The sequence below is a fragment of the Stenotrophomonas sp. PS02301 genome, from assembly GCF_029959485.1.
GTDB lineage: Bacteria > Pseudomonadota > Gammaproteobacteria > Xanthomonadales > Xanthomonadaceae > Stenotrophomonas > Stenotrophomonas maltophilia_Z.
Window position 1 is genome coordinate 1 of sequence record NZ_JASCOO010000143.1, and the last position, 7,771, is coordinate 7,771.

The window sequence follows — 7,771 nt, forward strand, 5'->3', positions numbered from 1 at the left end:
CTGCAGGACCGTGTGCGGCATGGATGCCGCACTACGAGCCTACACGGACGTACTTGCGGCGGGTCCAGCAGACCCACCCACACCGGCCCGTACACTGGAACGTCACCCCGTACGCATTGGCTTTGGCTTTGGCTTTGGCTTTGGCTTTGGCTTTGGCTTTGGCTTTGGCTTTGGCGTTGGCGTTGGCTCCGGCCTCCAGCTAGAGCGCCAACCACCAGCCCACGCCAAAACAGCACCGCAAGCCAGATTCAGCCCACACCCCCACCACCCGGATAAACTGTCGGCTCACTGACACCGCCGGTTGCACCATGTCCGAACTCCTCAGCCGCACCCATGCCGTTGCCCTGGACGCCGCCGACCCGCTGCGCGCCCTGCGCAACGAATTCGTCTTCCCCCAGCACAACCACCGCGACCAGACCTACTTCGTCGGCAACTCGCTGGGTCTGCAGCCGCGCGGCGCACGTGCCGCCGTCCAGGAAGTCATGGATAAATGGGCCTCGCTGGCCGTCGAAGGCCACTTCACCGGCGACACCCAGTGGCTGCACTACCACCGCCTGGTGAGCGAACAGCTCGCTCGCGTGGTGGGCGCCCTGCCCAGCGAAGTCGTGGCGATGAACACCCTCAGCGTCAACCTGCACCTGATGATGGTCAGCTTCTACCGGCCCACCGCCGAGCGCCCCGTCATCCTCATGGAGGCCGGCGCCTTCCCGACGGATCGGCATGCAGTGGAATCGCAGATCCGCTTCCATGGCTTCAACCCCGATACCGATCTGATCGAGGTGCAGCCCGATGAGCCCAACGGCACGATCTCGCTGCAGGCGATCGAACGCGCGATCACCGAACACGGGCCGCGCCTGGCGCTGGTGCTGTGGCCCGGCGTGCAGTACCGCAGTGGCCAGGTGTTCGATCTGGACGCCATCACCCGCATGGCGCGTCTGCAGGGCGCCCGCGTCGGTTTCGATCTGGCGCATTCGGTCGGCAATGTGCCGCTGCAGCTGCACGATATCGCGCCGGATTTCGCCGTGTGGTGCCATTACAAGTACCTCAACGCCGGCCCGGGCGCCGTGGCCGGCTGCTTCGTGCACGAACGCCATCACCGCGATGCCACGCTGCCGCGCTTCGCCGGCTGGTGGGGCCATGAAGAAGCCACCCGCTTCAAGATGGCGCCGCAGTTCGTGCCCGCGGTCGGTGCCGAAGGCTGGCAGCTCAGCAATCCGCCGGTGCTGGGTCTGGCCCCGCTGCGCGCTGCCCTCGATGTCGTCGACAAAGCCGGTGGCATCGATGCGCTGCGGACCAAATCGCTGCGCCTGACCGGGATGCTGGATGCGCTGGTGCGTGCGCGCCTGTCCGGTGTGCTGGAGGTGCTGACGCCTTCGGAGCCGGAGCGCCGAGGCTGCCAGCTCTCGCTGCGTGTGGCCGGTGGCCGCGAGCGCGGCCGCAGCCTGTTCGAGTACCTGCAGACCGTGGGCGTGCTCGGCGACTGGCGCGAGCCCGACGTGATCCGCATCTCGCCGACACCGCTGTACAACCGCTACCTCGACCTGCACCACTTCGTCGAGGAAGTGGAAGCCTGGGCCGGTCTCTGACCCGACCGCCCTCCCCGCCCCCACGGACATCGCCTTGATCGCTACCCCCTCCCGCTCGCTGAGCATCATCGGCGCTGGCCTGGCCGGTTCATTGCTGGCCATCCTGCTGTCCCGCCAGGGCTGGCAGATCACCTTGTATGAGCGCCGCGGCGATCCGCGCGTGAGCGATTACGAGTCCGGTCGTTCGATCAATCTGGCGCTCGCCGAACGTGGCCGGCATGCGCTGCGCCAGGCCGGGGTCGAAAACGCGGTCATGGCCAAGGCGGTGATGATGCGTGGGCGCATGATTCACCCGCGCGAGGGCGAACCGCAGCTGCAGCGCTACGGGCGGGACGACAGCGAGGTGATCTGGTCGATCCATCGCAAGGACCTCAACACCACGTTGCTGCAGCTGGCCGAGGATGCCGGTGCCACCGTGCACTTCCACCGGCGCCTGCATACGGTGGACTTCGATGCGGGCTACGCACGCTTCATCGATGACCGCGACGACCAGCCGCACGATATCCGCTTCGATACCCTGATCGGGGCCGACGGTGCCGGTTCGGCGCTGCGCGCGGCGATGAACCGCAAGCAGCCGCTGGACGAGCGCATCGACTTCCTGGATCACTCCTACAAGGAGCTGGAGATCCCGCCGACCGACGATGGTGGGTTCCGGATCGAGGCCAACGCACTGCATATCTGGCCGCGCGGGCACTACATGTGCATCGCGTTGCCGAACGACGAAGGCACGTTCACGGTCACGCTGTTCCTGCCCAACGAGGGCGATCCGAGCTTTGCCACCACCAACAGCGGAGCCGAGGCCGAGGCGCTGTTCGCGCGCGACTTCCCCGATGCGCTGGCGCTTATCCCGAACCTGCGCCGCGACTGGGAGCAGCATCCGCCGGGCCTGCTCGGCACGCTGCATCTCAAGCACTGGCACATGAAGGGCCGCGCGGTGCTGATCGGCGATGCCGCGCACGCAATGGTGCCGTTCCACGGCCAAGGCATGAACTGCGCCTTCGAGGATTGCATCGCCCTGGCCGCGCATCTGCTGGAGCAGGATTCGCTGGGCGAGGCCTTCGCTGCATTCGAAGCGGACCGCAAGCCGAATGCCGAGGCGATCCAGCAGATGGCGCTGGAGAACTACCTGGAGATGCGCGACCGCGTGGCCGATCCGCAGTTCCTGCTGCAGCGCGAACTGGAACAGGCGCTGCAGGCGCGCTGGCCGACCCGCTTCGTGCCGCATTACACGATGGTCACCTTCCTGCGGACCCCGTACGCCGTTGCGCTGGCGCGCACCGAGCTGCAGCGGCGCATGCTGGAGCAAGCTACTGCCGGGCACGACAGCCTGGCGCATATCGACTGGGCCGCACTGGAGCGGCTGGTCCACGAACAACTGCCCGTCCTGGAGGGTGCGCACTGATGGCCGACAGCTTCCTGTTCTATGACCTGGAAACCTTCGGTCAGGACCCGCGCCGCACGCGCATCGCGCAGTTCGCGGGTATCCGCACCGATGCCGATCTGAACATCCTCGAAGAACCGGTCAGCTTCTACGTCAAACCGGCCGATGATCTGCTGCCCTCCCCGGTCGCCACCCTGATCACCGGTATCACCCCGCAGCACGCACTGAGCGCCGGCGTCACCGAGGCCGAGGCGTTCGCGCGGATCAACGACCTGATGGCGCAGCCGGGCACCTGCTCGCTGGGTTACAACACGCTGCGCTTCGACGATGAATTCGTCCGCCACGGGCTGTTCCGCAACTTCTACGACCCCTACGAACGCGAGTGGCGCAACGGCAATTCGCGCTGGGATCTGCTGGACATGATGCGGCTGCTGCATGCGCTGCGCCCGGACGGGATTGTCTGGCCGCAGCGCGAAGACGGCGCCACCTCGTTCAAGCTCGAGCACCTGGCCACGGCCAACAACGTCCGTCAGGGCGATGCGCATGAAGCGCTGTCCGATGTGTACGCGACAATCGGCCTGGCCAAGCTGTTCAAGCAGGCCCAGCCACGGCTGTGGGACTACGCGCTGAAGCTGCGCGACAAGCGCTTCGTGGGTAGCCTGCTGGATGTGGATGCAATGCAGCCGGTGCTGCACATCTCGATGCGCTACCCCGCCCAACGCATGTGCGCCGCACCGGTACTGCCACTGGCGCGCCATCCCTTCATCAACAACCGCATCATCGCGCTCGATCTGGACGGCGATATCGAGCCGCTGCTCGATCTGCCGCCGGAAACCATCGCCGCCCGCCTGTACACCCGCGCCGCCGACATGGCCGAGGGTGAGCAGCGCGTGCCGCTCAAGGAAGTGCACCTCAACAAGGTCCCGGCGCTGGTCGCCTGGAACCATCTTCGCCCGGCCGACCATGCGCGCCTGGGTATCGACCCGGCCGCAATCGAAGCCAAGGCCGAGCGGCTGCGCCAGATCGGTCCCGCACTGGCCGAGAAGGTCCGCCAGGTGTACTCCGGCGAGCGCACCCTGGCGCCAAGCGATGTCGATGCGTCGCTGTATGACGGCTTCCTGGCCGACGGCGACAAATCCCTGATGGCCCGCATCCGCACCAGCCCACCGGCCGAACTGGCCAGCTTCGCCGAGCGCCTGCGCGATCCGCGCATGCCCGAGCTGCTGTTCCGGTACCGCGCCCGCAACTACCCGGACACCCTGGACACCACCGAGCGCTCACGCTGGAACGACTATCGTCGCCAGCGCCTGCTCGGCGATGCATCGCTGGGCGAACAGACCCTGCCGCAGTTCACCGCGCAGCTGGATGCACTGGCCGCAGAGCATGCCGACGATGCCGGCAAGCTCGCCCTGCTGCAGCAGCTGCGCGACTGGGGCACCCACCTGCAGAGCAGCCTATGAGCACCTATTTCAGCCCGGCGACCTTCACGTTCCTGCGTGGCCTGGCCCGCAACAACGACAAGACCTGGTTCAACGAGCACAAGCCGACGTACGAAGCGCACGTCCGCCAGCCGTTCCTGCGCCTGATCACCGATTTGCAGCCGGACCTGGCCGCGGTCAGCGAGCACTTCCGGGCCGACCCGCGCACCGTGGGTGGCTCGCTGTTCCGTATCTACCGCGATGCGCGCTTTTCCAACGACAAGTCGCCCTACAAGAGCTGGCAGGGCGCGCGCCTGTTCCATGAGCGCCGCAAGCAGGTTCCAGCGCCGTCGTTCTATATCCACCTGCAGCCGGGCGAGAGCTTCGTCGGCGCGGGGCTGTGGCATCCCGAGCCGGCCACCCAACGCAAGGTGCGGCACTTCATCGTCGACAACCCCGGCAGCTGGAAGGCCGCCGCGCATTCGCCGGTGCTGCGCAAGACGTTTGATTTCGAGGAAAGCGAAAAGCTGGTGCGGGCCCCGCGCGGGTTCGAGCCGGAGTTCGAGTTCATCGACGATCTCAAGCACCGCAACTGGGTGTTCTGGCGCTCGCTGGACGACGCCACGATGACCGGCCCGCGGCTGCGCCAGACCATCGCGGCCGACCTGGTCACGCTCGCCCCCTTCGTGGATTACCTGTGCGCGGCGCTGGACCTGGAGTTCTGAGCTTCACGTGCACTGACGCCCGCTGGGTCAAGCTGGGCACCATGACGACAAGGCAGACCCGATGAAGAAGCTGCTCTGGTTGCTGGTCAGCGTGCTGCTGGTGCTGGCCGGCATCGTGTTCAGCGGCCCCTACGTGACCGTGCATGGCCTCAGCCGCGCGATCGAACAGCGCGATACCGCCAAACTCGACCGTTACGTGGATTTCCCGATGCTGCGCGCCAACCTGCGCGCCCAGCTGAGCGATTACGTGGTCCGCCGCGCGGGTCCGGACATGCAGTCCAGCCTGTTCGGCGCGTTGTTGCTCTCGGCCGGCGACCGGCTCAGCGCGACCGCCGTGGACGCGCTGGTCACCCCCACCGGCATCGGTGCGCTGCTGGAGGGCCACACCCTGTGGAAGCGCGCCAGCAACGATCTGGACAGCCCCAGCAATGACGCCTATGCGGCGCCACGGCCGGCGCGGCCCCTGAAGGGCGCCACTCACCGATTCGAGTCGCTGTCACGGTTCACCGCCACCACCTACACGCCGCAGGGCGCGCCGGTGGTCTTCATCCTGCAGCGCTCGGGGCTGCGCTGGCGGCTGGTCGACATCCGCCTGCCGCTCAATCCTGACACCACTGCGCCGTCGGTCCTGCCGATCCCGTAGGTACCGACCGTGGGTCGGTACCTGGAACCCACGCACCCCCGTGGCGCATCAACCGTCGTTGGCCACCCCGTGCGGCACGTGCCCGGCGGCCACGCTCTGGTGTTGCAGCGCGCTGTCGATGTTGTGCTGCGAATCGTCGAAGAAGATGTCCGCGCCGAAGGCTTCCAGGAATGGGCCCTTGTGGCGGCCGCCGAGGAACAGCGCTTCGTCCAGACGCACGCCCCACTCGCGCAGCGTGCGGATCACCCGCTCGTGCGCCGGCGCCGAGCGCGCCGTCACCAGCGCAGTGCGGATCGGCGCATCTTCGCCCGAGGGGAACACGGCCTGCAGCGTATGCAGCGCCGAGAGGAAGTTGCGGAACGGGCCACCGCTGAGCGGCTCACGGGCGTTCTCACGCTCATGGCGGCCGAAGGCTTCCACGCCCTGCTCGCGCGAGATGCGTTCGCTCTCATCGCCAAAGATCACTGCATCACCATCGAAGGCGATGCGCAGCTGGCCCAGCGGACGGCCCAGATCGACCTGTTCGGCCGCGGCGATGGTCTCGCCCGGCGGCTTGGGCAGGATGGTCGCGGCAGCGATCCCGTGCAGCAGCGCGCGCCGCACCGATTCGGGGTTGGCCGACAGGAACAGATCGGTGCCGAACGGCTTCACATACGGCCAGGTCGGCTCGCCCGCGGTGAAGGTCGCGCGGATGATGCCCAGGTCGTAGTGCTGGATCGAATTGAAGATGCGCAGGCCGGTATCGGCCGAGTTGCGCGACAGCAGGATCACTTCCACCCGCGGCTGTTCCGGCGACTGGCCCTGGTTGAGCGCGAGCAGCTTGCGCACCACCGGGAAGGCCACGCCGGGGCGCAGCACATCATCTTCGTGCTTGCGCTGGTACTCGGCGTAGGCATCGACGCCTTCGGCCTCGAACAGCGCGTGCCCCTCTTCCAGATCGAACAGGGCCCGCGACGTCACGGCAACGGTCAGCAAACGGGGGGTGTTGTCGCCCATGGCAATCAGCAATCCAATGCGGCCGCAGCGGCCGGCCAGCCATTCTCCCACAGAGCATGGCCGCCACGGCCGTGCGCCGTCAGAACATGAACTGCTCGCTCAGGATCCGGTCTTCCAGATTGTGCTCCGGGTCGAACAGCATGGTGACGCGGCGTTCGCGCGATTCACGGATGGTCACTTCCACCACATCGCGGGTTTCATGCGAATCGGCGGTGACGCTGACCGGGCGCTTGTAGGGGTCGAGAACGCGGAACCGCACTTCGGTGTCGGCCTTGAGGATCGCCCCGCGCCAGCGGCGCGGACGGTACGGCGCCAACGGGGTCAGCGCGATCGTGTGCGAGCCCAGCGGAAGGATCGGGCCATGCGCGGAATAGTTGTACGCCGTGCTGCCGGCAGGCGTGGCGACCAGCACCCCGTCGCCGATCAGCTCGGCCACGCGTTCCTGGCCGTTGAGGTCGATGCCGATATGCGCGGCCTGGCGGGTCTGGCGCAGCAGCGAGACGTCGTTGTAGGCCAGCGACCCGGTGGTGGTGCCGGACTCGGTCAGGGCCAGCATCTCCAGCGGCCGCAGGTTGGCCGGCTCGGCGGCCGCCAGGCGCGCGGGCAGATCGTCATCACGGAACTGGTTCATCAGGAACCCGACCGTGCCCAGCTTCATGCCGAACACGGGCCGATCCAGCGCGCCGTAGCGATGCAGGGTCTGCAGCAGGAAGCCATCACCGCCCAACGGGCACAGCACCTCGGCCTGCTCGGGCGCGTAGTCGCCGTAGCGGGCCCGCATCTGTGCCAGGGCGAGCTGCGCCGCTTCGGTGGAACTGGCCAGGAAGGCGATACGGGGGGTGTCGCTCATCGGTGAATCCGGGTGGGGTATGCCGGCAAGAGCATAACCGTTCGTGCCGGTCGCGGGCCGGCACGAACGGAAACGAAAACGGCCCCGCCGAAGCGGAGCCGTGTGTTTCTCATGCAATGCCGTTACCGGCCCCCGCCCATCCCTCTGGAGCAGAGCCCCCCTGAGTCAGGGG

7 protein-coding genes are annotated in these 7,771 nt (G+C 67.4%); 5 read left to right on the plus strand and 2 right to left on the minus strand.

The genetic code is table 11. The annotated features are described in order from the left end of the window. The first annotated feature begins 308 nt into the window (after positions 1–308). From kynU to QMX81_RS19805, 5 genes are all read left to right on the plus strand, one after another. Positions 309–1,586, plus strand: a complete 1,278-nt coding sequence (kynU, locus tag QMX81_RS19785; protein WP_282264055.1) for a kynureninase — start codon at positions 309–311, stop codon at positions 1,584–1,586. A gap of 34 nt (positions 1,587–1,620) precedes the next feature. After that, positions 1,621–2,988 (plus strand): NAD(P)/FAD-dependent oxidoreductase, encoded by a 1,368-nt coding sequence (locus tag QMX81_RS19790; protein ID WP_282264057.1) that lies wholly within the window; start codon positions 1,621–1,623, stop codon positions 2,986–2,988. Further along, the gene (gene sbcB, locus QMX81_RS19795) at positions 2,988–4,427 is read left to right on the plus strand and encodes an exodeoxyribonuclease I (protein WP_282264058.1); all 1,440 of its coding nucleotides are present in this window, start codon (positions 2,988–2,990) and stop codon (positions 4,425–4,427) included. The genes QMX81_RS19790 and sbcB overlap by 1 nt, the downstream gene beginning before the upstream one ends. Continuing rightward, positions 4,424–5,110, plus strand: a complete 687-nt coding sequence (locus QMX81_RS19800; RefSeq protein ID WP_121037876.1) for a DUF2461 domain-containing protein — start codon at positions 4,424–4,426, stop codon at positions 5,108–5,110. Before sbcB ends, QMX81_RS19800 begins: the two co-directional genes overlap by 4 nt. A gap of 61 nt (positions 5,111–5,171) precedes the next feature. Next, positions 5,172–5,753, plus strand: a complete 582-nt coding sequence (locus tag QMX81_RS19805; protein WP_282264061.1) for a DUF2939 domain-containing protein — start codon at positions 5,172–5,174, stop codon at positions 5,751–5,753. 48 nt (positions 5,754–5,801) lie between these two features. On the opposite strand, the gene QMX81_RS19810 is transcribed toward QMX81_RS19805, so the two are convergent. Continuing rightward, complete coding sequence (locus tag QMX81_RS19810; protein ID WP_088434636.1) at positions 5,802–6,749, minus strand: 5'-nucleotidase; 948 nt, start codon at positions 6,747–6,749, stop codon at positions 5,802–5,804. Between the two features lie 79 nt (positions 6,750–6,828). Continuing rightward, a complete protein-coding gene (locus QMX81_RS19815; protein WP_121037882.1) occupies positions 6,829–7,599 on the minus strand; it encodes an NAD kinase in 771 nt (256 codons plus the stop codon). Positions 7,600–7,771: the final 172 nt, after the last annotated feature.

What these genes read in the sequence shown, in the direction of transcription:
- QMX81_RS19810 (WP_088434636.1), bottom strand. Translation starts at nt 6,749, where the DNA reads ATGGGCGACAACACCCCCCGTTTGCTGACCGTTGCCGTGACGTCGCGG.
- sbcB (WP_282264058.1), top strand. Translation starts at nt 2,988, where the DNA reads ATGGCCGACAGCTTCCTGTTCTATGACCTGGAAACCTTCGGTCAGGAC.
- kynU (WP_282264055.1), top strand. Translation starts at nt 309, where the DNA reads ATGTCCGAACTCCTCAGCCGCACCCATGCCGTTGCCCTGGACGCCGCC.
- QMX81_RS19805 (WP_282264061.1), top strand. Translation starts at nt 5,172, where the DNA reads ATGAAGAAGCTGCTCTGGTTGCTGGTCAGCGTGCTGCTGGTGCTGGCC.
- QMX81_RS19800 (WP_121037876.1), top strand. Translation starts at nt 4,424, where the DNA reads ATGAGCACCTATTTCAGCCCGGCGACCTTCACGTTCCTGCGTGGCCTG.
- QMX81_RS19815 (WP_121037882.1), bottom strand. Translation starts at nt 7,599, where the DNA reads ATGAGCGACACCCCCCGTATCGCCTTCCTGGCCAGTTCCACCGAAGCG.